This is a genomic window from Pseudomonas azotoformans, from assembly GCF_001579805.1.
Classification (GTDB): Bacteria; Pseudomonadota; Gammaproteobacteria; order Pseudomonadales; family Pseudomonadaceae; genus Aquipseudomonas; species Aquipseudomonas azotoformans_A.
Genome location: NZ_CP014546.1, coordinates 1068206 through 1082403, shown reverse-complemented (window position 1 = coordinate 1082403; position 14198 = coordinate 1068206). Strand labels below are relative to the sequence as shown.

Below are 14198 nucleotides of genomic sequence, written 5' to 3'. Positions count from 1 at the left end.
AGTTTATGTAAGGGAAAGTCAAAGACTGGAGCGGTACGAACTTTCATAAAAGCCTGTAGGAGCCCTAAAGCGCCTACAGGCCAACGGCATCAGCTATTCGGCAGCAACCGGCACGTAATGCTCTTGATGTAACGCGTCTCGTCGATCGCGGGGTGAACCGGATGATCGGGACCCTGGCCACCGCGCTCCAGCATCTGGATATTGCGGTCGAGGTGACGGGCGCTGGTCAGCAGGATGTTTTGCAGGCTGTCTTCCGGCAAGTGCATGGAGCACGATGCGCTGACCAGGATGCCGTCCTTGCTGAGCAGGCGCATGGCTTGCTCGTTCAGGCGGCGGTAGGCGCCTTCGCCGTTCTTCATGTCTTTTTTGCGCTTGATGAAGGCCGGTGGGTCGGCAACGATCACGTCGAAGCGCTCTTCGCTGGCTTTCAGTTCTTTCAAGGCTTCGAACACGTCGCCTTCGATGCAGGTCATCTTCTCGGCAAAGCCGTTCAGCGCGGCGTTGCGCTCCACGCCGTCGAGGGCGAAGGCGGAGGCGTCGACGCAGAACACTTCACTGGCGCCGAAGGCCGCAGCTTGCACGCCCCAGCCGCCGATGTAGCTGTACAGGTCGAGTACGCGCTTGCCTTTGGCATACGGGGCCAGGCGTGCGCGGTTCATGCGGTGGTCGTAGAACCAGCCGGTCTTCTGGCCCTGGATCACCGGGGCTTCGAATTTCACACCGTTTTCTTCCAGCGCAACCCACTCCGGCACCAGGCCGAACACGGTTTCGACGTAGCGGTTGAGCCCTTCTGCGTCGCGCGCGGCGGAGTCGTTCTTGAACAGAATGCCGCTCGGCTTGAGCACTTGGGTCAGCGCGGCGATCACGTCTTCTTTATGGGCTTCCATGGTCGCCGAGGCGATCTGCACCACGAGGATGTCGCCGAAACGGTCGACCACCAGGCCTGGCAACAGGTCGGAATCGCCGTAGACCAGGCGGTAGAACGGCTTGTCGAACAGGCGATCACGCAGGGACAGGGCGACGTTCAGGCGGTGCACCAGCAGCGACTTGTCCAACGGCAGCTTGATGTCGCGCGACAGCAGGCGGGCGCAGATCAGGTTGTTCGGGCTCATGGCCACGATGCCCAGGGTCTTGCCGCCGGCCGCTTCCAGGATAGCCTGGTCGCCTGCCTGGAAGCCGTGGAGTGGGGTGGCGGCCACGTCGATTTCGTTGCTGTAGACCCACAGGTGGCCGTTGCGCAAACGACGATCGGCGTTGGCTTTGAGACGCAGGCTTGGCAGGGACATGACGTCGCTCCGGAAAAAAGAGCGGGAGTATACCCTGTTGTGTAGGAAATGGCCGGGTAGCCGGATGTGCGGGAAGGTGTCGGCATACGGCGGATAAGGGTTAGAATCCTCGCCTAGCCCAGAGTGTGTACTTATGTCCCAAGAGCTTTCCGCCGAACAGATTCAACAGGCCCTGCAAGGCATCAGCGTGCCGCCCCAACCGCAAATCATGGTGGATTTGCAGATGGAGCAGTACATGCCCGATCCGGACCTGGAAGTGATCGCCCGGCTGATCGCCCAGGACCCAGGCTTATCCGGCGCGTTGCTGAAGATCGTCAACTCGTCGTATTTCGGCCTGAGCAACAAGATCGCCTCGATCCAGCGCGCGGTGAACCTGCTGGGCAGCCGTTCGATCATCAACCTGATCAACGCGCTGTCGATCAAGGGCGAAATGAGCGACGACACCATCGTCACCCTCAACCGCTTCTGGGATACCGCCCAGGATGTGGCGATGACCTGCCTGACCCTGGCCAAGCGCACCGGCGCCCAGGCGGTGGACGAGGCTTATGCCCTGGGCCTGTTCCACGATTGCGGCGTGCCGCTGATGCTCAAGCGTTTCCCCAACTACATGTCGGTACTGGAGCAAGCGTATGCCAATGCCGGCCCCGACTGCCGCGTGGTCGACACCGAGAACAACGCGTTCAACACCAACCACGCCGTGGTCGGTTACTACACCGCCAAGTCCTGGCGCTTGCCGGAGCACGTGACCGACGCCATCGCCAACCACCACAACGCCTTGGCGGTGTTCAGCGATGAGTCGTCGCGCAATTCACAGCTGAAAAACCTGCTGGCGATCCTGAAGATGGCCGAGCACATCTGCTCGTCCTATCGCGTGCTGGGCAACCAGGCGGTGGACCATGAGTGGAATGCCATCGGCCATCTGGTGCTGGACTACGTGGGCCTGTCGGACTACGACTTCGAAAGCATGAAGTTGTCGATCCGCGAGCTGGGCGCCCACTGACCCTTTCTTCAAGAGGTACACATGCCCGAGTTACCCGAAGTCGAAACCACCCGACGCGGCATCGCGCCACACCTGGAAGGCCAGCGGGTCAGCCGCGTAGTCGTGCGTGAACGGCGCCTGCGCTGGCCGATCCCGGAAGACCTCGATGTGCGCCTGTCCGGGCAGCGCATCGTGCTGGTGGAGCGGCGGGCCAAGTACCTGCTGATCAATGCCGAAGTGGGCACTTTGATCAGCCACTTGGGCATGTCAGGCAACCTGCGCCTGGTGGAAGTCGGCATGCCGGCGGCCAAGCATGAGCATGTGGACATCGAGTTGGAGTCGGGGCTGGCGCTGCGTTACACCGACCCTCGGCGTTTCGGCGCGATGCTCTGGAGCCAGGACCCGCACAACCACGAGCTGCTGATCCGCCTGGGGCCGGAGCCGTTGACGGATCTGTTTGATGGCGAGCGGTTGTTCCAATTGTCCCGTGGCCGTTCGATGGCGGTGAAGCCGTTCATCATGGACAACGCGGTGGTGGTGGGCGTGGGCAATATCTACGCGACCGAAGCGCTGTTTGCGGCGGGGATCGACCCGCGTCGTGAGGCGGGCGGCATTTCGCGGGCGCGTTACTTGAAGCTGGCAATCGAGATCAAGCGCGTGCTGGCGGCTGCCATCGAGCGCGGCGGCACCACGCTGCGCGACTTTATCGGCGGCGACGGGCAGCCGGGGTATTTCCAGCAGGAACTGTTCGTCTACGGCCGGGGCGGTGAGGCGTGCAAGGTCTGCGGGAGCGAATTGCGCAATGTGGTGCTGGGGCAGCGTGCGAGCGTGTTTTGCCCCAAGTGCCAGTCTTAGGCTTTACCGGTAATCAACTGGTACTTGGCCATCAACTGCTCTTGCGTCTCCGGATGGGCTTCATCCAGCGGGATGCAATCCACCGGGCACACTTGCTGGCACTGAGGCTCGTCGTAGTGGCCGACACACTGGGTGCACAGGTTGGGGTCGATCACGTAGATCTCTTCGCCCTGGGAAATCGCGGCGTTCGGGCACTCGGGTTCGCAGACGTCGCAGTTGATGCAATCGTCGGTGATGATCAGGGACATGGAAACTCCTGCCAGGGCCGTCAGCCAAGGCATCTGAAAACTAATGCGCGCAATTGTGCCGCATTGGCGCCCGCAGTGCGAGCAGGCGCCGATTGAACGGTGTTACTTCTTGAAGCGCAGCGTTAGCGCATCTGCTACAGCCGGGTGCACGAACTTGGTGATATCCCCGCCCAAAGCGGCGATTTCACGGACCAACGTCGAGGAAATGAACGAATAACGTTCCGACGGCGTGAGGAACAGGCTTTCCACGTCCGGCGCCAACTGACGGTTCATGTTGGCCAGCTGGAATTCGTATTCGAAGTCCGACACCGCACGCAGGCCGCGCAGGAACACATTGGCGTTCTGCTCTTTGGCGAAATGCGCCAGCAGCGTCGAAAAGCCTACCACTTCCACGTTGGGCAGGTGCTTGGTGACCTCACGCGCCAGTTCCACGCGCTGTTCCAAGGGAAACAGCGGGTTTTTCTTGGGGCTGGCTGCGACCGCGATGATCACATGGTCGAACAAGCGTGAGGCACGTTCGACCAGATCGCCATGGCCTTTGGTAATCGGGTCGAAGGTTCCTGGGTACAACACTCGGTTCATCGCGTCGTCCTGGCGGAGTCCGTTGGGGAACCGGATGGTATCGCAGCCATCCCGGTCGGCCAAGTCAACTTGTGCAGAAGAAAGCACTATAGACAGTACGAATACCGTGTTTTTTCACGCTGTTTTCAGACGTTCGGCCAATGCTGTCGCCAGTTGGGCGGTCAAACCGTACACCGATAATTGTGGATTGGCCCCAATGCTGGTGGGGAATAAAGACCCATCGTGGATCGACAGGTTGCGCAGTTGGTGGTGGCGACCAAGGCTGTCGGCCACTGCGTTTTTCGGGTCTTCACCCATGGCACAACCGCCCATCACATGGGCACTGCCCAGGCAGGTGCGGTGCAGTTCCAGGTTGAGGCCTTCAATCAGCGTGCGGGCTTCGCCCACGGTTTTTACGTAGCGCGCATCGTGATGCAGCGGCTTGACCGACTTGGCGCCCGCGGCGAACTGGATCTCGGCCATGCTGTGGAACGCACGGCGCAAGCCGTCCCAGGCGTAATCCGAGACCTGGTAGTCGAGCACCGGCGTGCCGTCGCCGCGCAGTTCCACGCTGCCGCCGGGGCTGTCGGGGTGGAAACCATCGCGCAGCAGCGCCAGCATCGCGTGGGTATTGGGCAATTGGCTCATGTCCAGGGCGTTCTGGGTGCCATAGCCACCAAGCAACGTACTGGCCAGTGCAGGATGTAAGGGCGGTGCCTCCAGCTTGTAAGACATTTTGCCAGTGGTGCCATCCTGCCACTGGAAATGGTCGGAATAGATTGACTGCGGCGCGCCGTAGAACGGGTTGATCACCTCGTCGAACAACCCAGCGGAGAAATTCACCAGGTGCAGGAAGGTGCGTTTGCCGAGGCGCTTGTGCGGGTCGGGCGCATCCGAGCGCATCAACAACGCCGGGCTGTTGATGCCGCCGCCGGAGAGCACATAGTGCTTGGCTTTCACGGTGATTTTGCGGCCAGTCGGCGTCACGCACAGGTTATCCATGGCCACGCATTCCAGGCTGCTGATCGTGTCGCCGCTGTAGATCAGGCGTTCGGCGCGGGCCAGGTAGAGCAGTTCGCCGCCCTTTTCCAGGGTGGACGGAATCGTGGTTACCAACATCGACTGCTTGGCATTCACCGGGCAGCCCATGCCGCAATACCCCAGGTTGAAGCAGCCGCGCACATTGCGCGGGATCACGTGCCAGCTGTAGCCGAGCTTCTCGCAGCCTTTGCGGATCACATCGTTGTTGGGATTAGGTGGCAGGGCCCAGGGCGCGATGCCCAGGCGCTGCTCCATTTTTTCAAACCACGGTGCCATTTCGGCGCTGCTATGTCCCTTCACCGCATATTCGCTGGCCCAGTGGCTCAGGGTGGCGTCCGGGGTACGGAAGCTCGACGTCCAGTTGATCAGCGTCGTGCCGCCCACTGCACGGCCCTGAAGGATGGTGATCGCGCCATCCTTGCTCATGCGGCCGATGCCCTCCTGATACAGGCTGGTGTAGGCCTCGTCCTCAAGCAGTTTGAAATCGCTGCTGGTCTTGAGCGGGCCTTCTTCGATCAGCAGCACCTTGAAGCCGGCGGCGCTGAGGACTTCGGCGGTGGTGCCGCCACCGGCGCCGCTGCCGATGATCGCCACGTCAGCTTCCAGAATCAGGTCGTTGTCGAGGGCGGCGCCATTGTGGGTTTTCCAGCCACGGGCCATGCCGTCGCGGAAGGGATCGGGTACGGGCATCAGGGTCGTCTCTAGTTTTTATTGTGGGGGGAGGCGATTCAAATTTTCGGCGGGCCGGGGTAACCGCAATGGGCCCAGGACGCCGGCTGGAAGTACCAGGCCATGATCACCAGCTTAAGCAGCGAGCCCTGGCCCATGCGCAGCAGGTTGAGGTAGCTGTTTTCCCAGCGGTGCAAGAAGTTGCGGATCTGCTCGCTGCTGGCGTTTTCCCAGCTGCCCCAGATCCCGGTCAGCGGGCCACGGGTGATGGCCATGCCCAACACGTCGAACAGTTGCTGGGTGAGCTTGAACATCTCCGGCGACAGGCGTTGCAGGCTGAAGTCGAGTTTCTTGAGAGTGTCTTCAATGCCGCTGGCAACGGCCTGGGCACTGGCCACTCCTTCCAGCAACACCGGGATCACGGCGCGCAGGAACGGCAGATCACTGCTGCGCAACATCACGAAACCGCTGGCCGGCGTGCTGCTGGAACAACCACTGAGGCTGGCGCCCAGCCCAGCGGTAGCCAGGAAGGCGCTGGCACACAGGCCGATTTTCAGGACGCCGCGCCGCGACAGCGCGGGTGTTTCAGTCAGGCTAGGGTTCATTGTTATTGTTATCCCGTGGGTGGCGGTTTCAGCGGACGAACAGCTTCTGGATCAACTTCTGGATCGATTTGCCGTAAGGCGGATAGATCAACTTCGCCGCGTTCAGGCGCTGTTTCACCAGCACGCCTTTGGCTTTGCTGAAGGTGAGGAAGCCTTCGTGGCCGTGGTAATGGCCCATGCCCGACGGGCCGATGCCGCCGAACGGCATATCGTCCTGGGCCACATGCAGCAAGGTGTCGTTCAGGCAGACGCCGCCGGAATGGGTTTCGTGGAGCACACGGTCCTGCTCGCCCTTGTTGTAGCCGAAGTAATACAGGGCCAGTGGGCGAGGGCGTTGGTTGATGTAGGCGAAGGCCTGGTCGATGCCGCGATAGGGCACGATCGGCAGCACCGGGCCGAAGATTTCGTCCTGCATCACGGTCATGTCATCGCTGACATTCAACAACAGGCTGTGGGCCATGCGCCGCGCCTGGCCTTGGTCGTACAGCGGAATCAAGGTGGCGCCTTTGTCGGTGGCGTCCTTGACGTAGGCATTGAGCCGGGCCAGTTGTCGTTCGTTGATGATCGCCGTGTAGTCCGGGTTGTCGACCAGGGTCGGATAGAACCCGCGAACGGCCTGGGTGTAGGCCTCGACGAAACCCTCGACGCGATCTTCCGGCACCAACACGTAGTCTGGGGCCACGCAGGTTTGCCCCGCGTTCAGCGCTTTGCCGAAGGCGATGCGTTCGGCGGCGTCCTTGAGCGGTACATCGGCGGACACAATGGCGGGCGACTTGCCACCTAATTCCAGGGTGACCGGCGTGAGGTGTTCGGCGGCTGCACGCATCACATGCTTGCCAATGCTGGTGGCGCCGGTAAACAGCAGGTGGTCGAAGGGCAGCTTGGAGAACGCCATGCCGACTTCGGCTTCACCCAACACCACGCACACCAGGTCTTCCGGGAAGATCTTCGCCAGCAGCGCCTTGAGCAACTCGCCGGTAGCGGGTGTCGACTCGCTGAGCTTGAGCATCACCCGGTTACCCGCCGCCAATGCGCCGACCAGCGGTCCGATGGCCAGGTACAACGGGTAGTTCCAGGGCACGATCACGCCCACCACACCCAGGGGTTGATAGATGACTTTGGCTGACGCGGGCTGGAAGGCAATGCCTACGGCGCGACGGGAAGGTTTCATCCAACCCTTGAGGTGTTTGCTGGTGTAGTGAATGCCGTGCAGGCTGGGCATCAGCTCGGCGAACAGGGTTTCGTCCGCACTGCGGTGGCTGAAGTCCTGGCTGATAGCGTTGATCAGCGCCTGGCGCTCGTCGCTGAGCAGGTCGCGCAGGGCCTTGAGCCATTGCTGGCGTTGTGCGGCCGGCGGCATCGGGTTGGCGGCGTAGGCACGGCGCTGGGTGTCGAACAGCTCTTGGAGCTGGTCCAGCACCTGGGAATCTTGCAGATAGGCAACGTTGGCAGACATGGCGGCGTTCCCGATTGTTATAGGTCTGCCTGGATTTTTAGAGTCATTGCTCTAAATTGTCAAATATCATTACGCAGATGCGGATTTATCCTCGCAAGATTAGGCCGTAAGATGCTCCATCACGTGTACAGAAGCTGATCCCCTATGGCACCACGAGTAAAGACCAGCGAGCGCATTGTGCAAACTAGCCTGGAGCTTTTTAACCAGCAGGGCGAACGCAGTGTGAGCACCAACCACATCGCCGCCCATATGGAAATTTCGCCGGGCAACCTGTACTACCACTTCCCCAACAAGCAGGCGATCATCGCCGTGCTGTTTCGCGAATATGAAGCGCTGGTGGACAGTTTCCTGCGCCCGCCCCAAGGCCGTGCCGTTACTGTCGAAGACAAACGTTTCTACCTGCAGGCCGTGCTGGCTGGCATGTGGCGCTACCGTTTCCTGCACCGCGACCTCGAACACTTGTTGGAAAGCGATCCGGAACTGGCGACCGGCTATCGGCGCTTTTCCCAGCGCTGCCTGACCCAGGGCGGGGCTATTTACCAAGGGTTCGTCGACGCCGGCATCCTCAATATGGACCCGGTGCAAACCGAAGCCCTGACCCTCAACGCCTGGATCATCCTCACCTCCTGGGTGCGTTTCTTGTGCACCACCAATGAAAACTCTGCCCATTTGAGCGCCGAGGCGATCAAGCGTGGGGTGTATCAGGTGCTGGTGCTGGAGGCCGGGTTTGTCACCCCTCAAGCCAAAGACGCCGTGGATGCATTGTTCAAAGAGTTTTACGTGCCGTTGAATCAGGCATTGGAAGAAGTGAAGTAGGACCTTTCCCGAATCTGTTCACTAGGAGTCCGTCATGCCGCTTGCCCAACTGATCAGCCCCCAGCAACTGGCCGAGCGCCAGAAGGCCGGCGGGGTGGTGATCCTGGATTGCCGTTTTGCCTTGGAAGACCCGGACTACGGGCGTTGCAGCTATGCCGAAGGGCATATCGAAGGCGCGCAATACGCCGACTTGGAGCGACACCTCAGTGGCCCGGTGACCAAGGGCGTCACCGGTCGTCACCCATTGCCAGCGGCGGACACCTTGGTTCAACAATTGCGGGCGTGGGGCATCAGCGCAGATACCGAAATCGTGCTGTACGACGACGGCCCCGGCGCTTATGCCGCTCGCGCCTGGTGGCTGCTGGCCTGGCTGGGCAAGCGCGATGGCGTGTTTATCCTGGATGGCGGCCTCAAGGTCTGGCACGCCGCAGGTTTCCCGCTGAGCCTGGACGCGCCGCTGGTTGAGCCTGGGACGTTCGCTGGTATGCCGGACAACCGCTTGTTGCTGGACGCCGAACACCTGCAAAAACGTCTGGGCCAGCCGGGATTGACGCTGATCGATGCCCGCGCTCAACCACGCTTTCGTGGCGAAGTGGAGCCGATTGACCCGATCGCCGGGCACATCCCAGGCGCGCAATGTGCGGCCTTCAACGAAAACCTGGGCGCGGACGGCCGCTTCCTGCCGGCTGAACAGCTCAAGCAGCGCTTCGCCGCGCAACTGCAAGGTCGCTCGCCGGATGAACTGGTGGCGTATTGCGGTTCCGGCGTGACGGCGTGCCACAACCTGTTCGCCCTGAGCCTGGCGGGTTATCCGTTGGGCAAGTTGTATGCGGGGTCATGGAGCGAGTGGATTACTGATCCAGCGCGGGCAATCGCTACCGGCGACTGAGCAACCAGGCGGGAATACGGCGCTCCAGGTAATAACCGGGGCGCTTGAGGGTGCCATCGACAAAGCCGACATGCCCCCCCTTGGCCAGCAGCTCAAACTCCGTGCACGCCGATAATTCACTCGCCTCGGGCAGGCTATGGGCGAACACAAACGGGTCATCGGCGGCCTGGATGATCAAGGTGGGCGTGCGGATATCGCTCAGGTAATAGCGGCTCGACGCACGGCGGTAATAGTCCTCGGCACTCAGAAACCCGTGGAGCGGTGCGGTGACCCGACCGTCGAAATCCCAGAACGTACGCATCTTTTCCAGTGAGCCCAAGGCTTCCAGGGTTTTGAGCCCATCTGCCTGGCCGTCCTGCAGAAAGCGACGCTGCTTGACGCGGATATACGCCAGCATTTCACGCATGAAGTGCTTCTGATACACCCGCGAAAAGCCCAGGCCGATGCGGTCCGCACATTGGTCCAGGCGAAACGGCACCGACACCGCCGCCGCACCTTGCAACCCCGATGCCGCGCCGGTTTCGCCCAGATGCTTGAGCAGCACATTGCCGCCCAGTGAATAACCCACGGCATACAGCGGCGCCAACGGCCGCTTGGTGCGCAGGTGCGCAATCGCTGCCGCGAGGTCTTCGCTGGCACCGGAGTGATAGCTGCGCGCCAACAGATTCGGTTCGCCCGAGCAGCCACGCCAGTTCAACGCGGCGCTGGCCCAGCCTTGCGCAGCCAGGGCTTTTTGCAGGCCGGCCACGTAAGGCGAGTTGGATGAGCCAGTCAGGCCGTGCAGCACCAGCACCAACGGCGCTTGCGCGTCGTGGGGGCCGTGCCAGTCGAGGTCGAGGAAGTCGCCGTCGTCCAGCCACAGGCGTTCGCGTTGGCGGTCGATGTGGGTGGTGGGACGCCACAGCGGCCCCCACAGTGTTTGCAGGTGGGGGTTGCCGAGGCCGAAGGCGGGGGTGAAGGTATTAGCGCAAAGGTTCATGCAAATCTCTGTGGCGAGCGGGCTTGCCCCGCGTTGGGCTGCGTAGCGGCCCCATCAATAACGCCGCGAATGTTCAGTTAGAACATCGTTGCTGGTTTTGGGGCCGCTTCGCAGCCCAACGCGGGGCAAGCCCGCTCACCACAACAAGCCTGCTCACCACAAAAAGCCCGATCACCACAACACAAGCCCTGCTGCCATAAACGGAGGTCAAGCGACGCTGCGATGCCACAGTGCGTAATACACCCGTCCGGACTTCTGCTCCCGATGCAGGCGCCAGCTTGCCGGCAGGCCCAGGGTCGAAGGCGCGGTCTCGCTTTCAGTGTAGATCCATGCGTCCGGCGCCAGCCACTGACGTTCTTCCAGCAGCGTGCACACGGTCGGCAGCAGGTTCTGGTTGAACGGCGGGTCGAGGAATACCACGTCGAACGGGCTGGCTGGCTGGGTTTCCAAGTACCGCAGCGCGTCGGCGGTTTGCACCTGGCCATTGGTGCAGCGCAGGGTGCCCAGGTGTTCCTTGAGGCTGGAGACTGCAATATTGCTCGCATCCAGCGCCTGAGCCTGGGCGGCGCCACGGGACAGCGACTCCAGGAACAACGCGCCACTGCCAGCAAACGGGTCCAGCACCTTGGCGCCCGCGATGTACGGCGCGAGCCAGTTGAACAGGGTTTCACGCACGCGGTCCGGCGTCGGGCGCAGGCCTACCACGTCGGGGAAGCTCAGCTTGCGGCTGCGCCATTCGCCGCCAATGATGCGCAGCTGGCCCACACCGTTATGCACGTTGTGGACAGGTTTTTTCGGGCGAGATGAACTGGCCATTAATGCTCCGGAACCCCGAGCGGCTGCTCGGCGGGTTTGTCAGTGGGGGGCGGTAGTGGCTTTTGCGCAATCGTCGGGCCGGCGGTCACGATGACCATCTTGTCGGCGCTCAAGTGTTTGTTCATGGCAGCCTTGACCTGCTCTACGGTCAGGGCCTGGGATTGTTTCATGAAATCTTCCAGATAGGTCAGCGGCAGGTTGTAGAAACCCATCGCACCCAGCTGCCCGACGATATCGGCGTTGCTCGCGGTGGACAGTGGGAAGCTGCCAGCCAGCTCACGCTTGGCGTCATCCAGTTCTTTTTGCGTCGGGCCGTTGTCGAGGTAGTCCTTCACCACGTCTTCCACCAGGCGCAGGGTGCCGCCGCTCATTTCGGCGCGGGTCTGCAGCTGGATCATGAACGGGCCGCGCACCTGCATGGGCGAGAAACCGGAGTACACGCCATAGGTGAGGCCGCGTTTTTCACGCACTTCGCTCATCAGGCGGGTGCCGAAACCACCGCCGCCAAGGATCTGGTTACCCAGGGACAAAGCCGCATAGTCCGGGTCGGCGCGGTCGATGCCCAGTTGGGCGAACAACAGGTGCGTCTGCTTGGACGGGAACTCGATGCGGTTCAAGCCTGGCTTGGGTTCGGTCGGCTGGGCGATTTTCGGCAAGGCCGGGCCTTTAGGCAGCGAGGCGGAAATCTTGCCGGTCATGGCTTCGGCCTCGGCGCGGGTCAGGTCACCCACCACCGCGATCACCGCGTTGCCGGCCGCATAGGCCTTGGCATGGAATGCCTGCAACTGCGCCAGGGTAATCTTCGGAACGCTCTCTGGCGTGCCTTCGCTCGGGTGTGCGTAAGGGTGATCGCCGTACAGGCGCTTGAACAACTCAAGGCTCGCCAGCTTGCCGGGGTTCTGCTTCTGGTACTCGAAGCCGGCGAGGATCTGGTTCTTGATCCGCGCCAGGGAGTCGGCGGGGAAGGTTGGCTTGCCGATCACCTGGTCAAACAGGCTCAGGGCGGCGTCACGTTTATCGCTGTCGCTGAGGCTACGCAGGGACACCAGCGCCATGTCGCGGTACGCGCCATTGCCAAAGTCCGCGCCCAGGCCCTCGAAATCACGGGCGATCTGGCTGACATCCTTGCCCGGCACGCCTTCGTTGAGCATGGCGTTGGTCATCAGCGCCAGGCCCGGCACGTTGCCGTCCTGGCTGCTACCGGCGGCGAACAGGATGCGCACGTCGAACATCGGCAGTTCATGGGCTTCGACGAACAGCACCTTGGCGCCTTCGGCGGTGGTCCAGGTTTGTACGTCGAGCTTGCGGTTGGTCGGTGCCTTGTCGTCCAGCTCTGCCAGGGATTGCAGTTTGTTGCTCGACTGGGCTTTTTCCAGCGCCGGGCTGGCGACGGAGTCGCTCGGGCGCAGGAAATACACGGCACTGGCGGCGATCAGGGTGACAACGATCAGGCCGGGGAAAATCAGGCGGCTGCTTTTGCGATCACTCATGAGCGGTCTCCAGAGGCAAGACATGGGCGACGCTGAGACGTTCGCGGGTGAAATAGGTGCGCGCGGCTTTCTGGATATCGTCCGGGGTCACGCTTTGCAGGTCGGCAAGCTCGGTGTCCATCAGTTTCCAGGACAGGCCAACGGTCTCCAGGGAGCCAATGGCCGTGGCCTGGCTGGTGATGGAATCACGCTGGTAGACCAGGCCGGCAATCACCTGGGCACGGATACGTTCCAGTTCTTCGGCGGTCGGCGGCTTGGCCTTCAGCTCTTCCAGCAGGCGCCACAGGCCGGCTTCGGCTTGGGCGACGGTCTTTTTCTTCTGCTGGTTGGGGGTGGCGGTCAGCATGAACAGGGTGTCGCCACGGGTGTAGGCGTCGTAGTTGGTGGAGGCGGCGGACACCAGCTCTTCACCGCGCTCCAACTGTTCGGAGATCCGTGCACTGTAGCCGCCGTCCAGCAACGCCGAGATCAGGCGCAGCGCCTGCACCGACCGTTTGTCTTCTGCGGTGGCCAGGCCTGGCACGTTGAAGCCCAGGATCACGCTCGGCAGTTGGGTCTGCACTTTCATGGTCAGCAGGCGCTCGCCGGGCTCGGCCAGTTCCATCGGGATCTTGGCCGGTGGCACGTCACGCTTGGGAATCGGGCCAAAGTAGCGCTGGGCCAGGCTTTTCACCTCGTCCGGGGTAACGTCACCGACCACAACCAAGGTGGCATTGTTCGGCACGTACCAGGATTGGTACCAGTGGCGCAGCTCTTCGACCTTCATGCGGTCCAGGTCGGCCATCCAGCCGATGGTCGGCGTGTGGTAGCCGCTGGCCGGGAAGGCCATGGCCTTGAAGCGCTCGTAGGCCTTGGACATCGGGTTATCGTCGGTGCGCAGGCGGCGCTCCTCTTTGATGACCTCGATTTCGCGGCTGAACTCGTCGGCCGGCAGGCGCAGGCTGGCCATGCGGTCGGCTTCCAGCTCGAAGGCGACGCCCAGGCGATCACGGGCCAGTACTTGGTAGTAGGCGGTGTAATCGTCGCTGGTGAAGGCGTTCTCTTCGGCGCCCAGGTCGCGCAGGATCAGCGAGGCTTCGCCGGGGCCGACTTTGGCGCTGCCCTTGAACATCATGTGTTCCAGGGCGTGGGACAAACCGGTCTGGCCCGGGGTTTCGTAGCTCGAACCGACCTTGTACCAGACCTGGGAAACCACCACAGGCGCGCGATGATCTTCGCGTACGACCACCTTCAGGCCGTTATCTAGGGTGAATTCATGGGTGGGTTGTGGGTCGGCAGCCAAGGCTGAAAGAGGCAGACAAACTGTGCTGAACAGCAGGCCTGCGGCGCGGCGGGCTAGAGCATTCATTCGTTTTTAAACCTGTTGGGCTGCCCGCTTGGTCTTAGCGTCGGCGGGCGAGGAGGTGCTAGGATACTGATCCGACTGAGTGACGGCCACTGCGGCTGTCTTGTTGAGGCCCTATTTTGGCCTTCAAAATGTTGCGCATGAACGAGCTGGCTAAAAAACA

General features: G+C 61.9%; 14 protein-coding genes. 4 read left to right on the top strand and 10 right to left on the bottom strand.

Annotation, left to right across the window (positions count from 1 at the left end):
- Window positions 1-89 precede the first annotated feature (89 nt).
- A complete protein-coding gene (locus tag AYR47_RS05140) occupies window positions 90-1286 on the bottom strand; it encodes a class I SAM-dependent rRNA methyltransferase (RefSeq protein ID WP_033897037.1) in 1197 nt (398 codons plus the stop codon).
- Window positions 1287-1473: 187 nt separating this feature from the next.
- On the opposite strand from AYR47_RS05140, the gene AYR47_RS05135 reads away from it, so the two are divergent.
- Complete coding sequence (locus tag AYR47_RS05135; RefSeq protein ID WP_177002757.1) at window positions 1474-2286, top strand: HDOD domain-containing protein; 813 nt, start codon at window positions 1474-1476, stop codon at window positions 2284-2286.
- A 21-nt stretch (window positions 2287-2307) separates the two neighbouring features.
- Window positions 2308-3120, top strand: a complete 813-nt coding sequence (gene mutM / locus AYR47_RS05130; protein WP_016976014.1) for a bifunctional DNA-formamidopyrimidine glycosylase/DNA-(apurinic or apyrimidinic site) lyase — start codon at window positions 2308-2310, stop codon at window positions 3118-3120.
- Here mutM and AYR47_RS05125 read toward each other — a convergent pair.
- From AYR47_RS05125 to AYR47_RS05105, 5 genes are all read right to left on the bottom strand, one after another.
- The gene (locus AYR47_RS05125) at window positions 3117-3368 is read right to left on the bottom strand and encodes a YfhL family 4Fe-4S dicluster ferredoxin (protein WP_061434503.1); all 252 of its coding nucleotides are present in this window, start codon (window positions 3366-3368) and stop codon (window positions 3117-3119) included. The two genes, mutM and AYR47_RS05125, sit on opposite strands and share 4 nt — an antisense overlap.
- A gap of 102 nt (window positions 3369-3470) precedes the next feature.
- The gene (gene coaD, locus AYR47_RS05120) at window positions 3471-3950 is read right to left on the bottom strand and encodes a pantetheine-phosphate adenylyltransferase (protein WP_003176711.1); all 480 of its coding nucleotides are present in this window, start codon (window positions 3948-3950) and stop codon (window positions 3471-3473) included.
- A gap of 114 nt (window positions 3951-4064) precedes the next feature.
- The gene (locus tag AYR47_RS05115; protein ID WP_061434501.1) at window positions 4065-5660 is read right to left on the bottom strand and encodes a GMC family oxidoreductase; all 1596 of its coding nucleotides are present in this window, start codon (window positions 5658-5660) and stop codon (window positions 4065-4067) included.
- 38 nt (window positions 5661-5698) lie between these two features.
- Window positions 5699-6244 (bottom strand): hypothetical protein, encoded by a 546-nt coding sequence (locus AYR47_RS05110; protein ID WP_033897039.1) that lies wholly within the window; start codon window positions 6242-6244, stop codon window positions 5699-5701.
- 28 nt (window positions 6245-6272) lie between these two features.
- Complete coding sequence (locus tag AYR47_RS05105) at window positions 6273-7700, bottom strand: coniferyl aldehyde dehydrogenase (RefSeq protein ID WP_061434500.1); 1428 nt, start codon at window positions 7698-7700, stop codon at window positions 6273-6275.
- 144 nt (window positions 7701-7844) lie between these two features.
- Here AYR47_RS05105 and AYR47_RS05100 point away from each other — a divergent pair, with 144 nt between their 5' ends.
- Together AYR47_RS05100 and AYR47_RS05095 are read left to right on the top strand one after the other, a co-directional pair.
- Window positions 7845-8516: a TetR/AcrR family transcriptional regulator gene (locus AYR47_RS05100; protein ID WP_010207263.1), complete on the top strand. Its 672-nt coding sequence runs from the start codon at window positions 7845-7847 to the stop codon at window positions 8514-8516.
- A gap of 34 nt (window positions 8517-8550) precedes the next feature.
- Window positions 8551-9405: a sulfurtransferase gene (locus tag AYR47_RS05095; protein WP_061434499.1), complete on the top strand. Its 855-nt coding sequence runs from the start codon at window positions 8551-8553 to the stop codon at window positions 9403-9405.
- Here AYR47_RS05095 and AYR47_RS05090 read toward each other — a convergent pair.
- The 4 genes from AYR47_RS05090 to AYR47_RS05075 all read right to left on the bottom strand — a co-directional run bounded on the left by AYR47_RS05090 (window position 9392) and on the right by AYR47_RS05075 (window position 14038).
- The gene (locus AYR47_RS05090; RefSeq protein WP_061434498.1) at window positions 9392-10384 is read right to left on the bottom strand and encodes a hydrolase; all 993 of its coding nucleotides are present in this window, start codon (window positions 10382-10384) and stop codon (window positions 9392-9394) included. The genes AYR47_RS05095 and AYR47_RS05090 overlap by 14 nt on opposite strands.
- Window positions 10385-10591: 207 nt before the next feature.
- Window positions 10592-11200, bottom strand: coding sequence for a 16S rRNA (guanine(966)-N(2))-methyltransferase RsmD (gene rsmD, locus AYR47_RS05085; RefSeq protein ID WP_033897044.1), 609 nt, complete (start codon window positions 11198-11200; stop codon window positions 10592-10594).
- Entirely contained in the window at window positions 11200-12690 is a 1491-nt protein-coding gene (locus AYR47_RS05080) for a M16 family metallopeptidase (RefSeq protein ID WP_061434497.1), read from the bottom strand. Before AYR47_RS05080 ends, rsmD begins: the two co-directional genes overlap by 1 nt.
- A complete protein-coding gene (locus tag AYR47_RS05075; protein WP_061434496.1) occupies window positions 12683-14038 on the bottom strand; it encodes a M16 family metallopeptidase in 1356 nt (451 codons plus the stop codon). The genes AYR47_RS05080 and AYR47_RS05075 overlap by 8 nt, the downstream gene beginning before the upstream one ends.
- Window positions 14039-14198: the final 160 nt, after the last annotated feature.